Source organism: Paraburkholderia sp. SIMBA_027 (assembly GCF_046535315.1).
GTDB classification, from domain to species: Bacteria; Pseudomonadota; Gammaproteobacteria; order Burkholderiales; family Burkholderiaceae; genus Paraburkholderia; species Paraburkholderia tropica.
The window spans coordinates 1-241 of sequence record NZ_JAWRWY010001478.1 but is presented as its reverse complement, the minus strand read 5'-3'; the positions used below and the strand labels follow the sequence as shown (position 1 = coordinate 241).

Annotated in this window: 1 protein-coding gene; it reads right to left on the bottom strand. The window is 61.4% G+C overall.

The features are described from left to right. Nucleotides 1-241: phosphate acyltransferase (locus SB764_RS44105; protein ID WP_410867326.1), on the bottom strand; the 241-nt coding region annotated here is incomplete at both ends.

Genomic DNA, 241 nt, shown 5'->3' with positions numbered 1-241 from the left:
ATGATCTGGTTCACGTCGCGAAGATGTCGGTCGTAGCGGCCTTCGAGGCCGCAGATCAGTGCATCCGCTTCATCGCGCTTGACCGCAAGCGCGCCGATCACCGTTGAGTTGGTACGCACGATGGTACGGGCCGCTTCCGGGTTGATGCCGGCGCGACCGACGAGGGCGAAATAATCATCGACATAGTCGCGATAGCGCGGATCGTCTTCCGGATTGACCACGGCGAAATCCGCATGCGGGC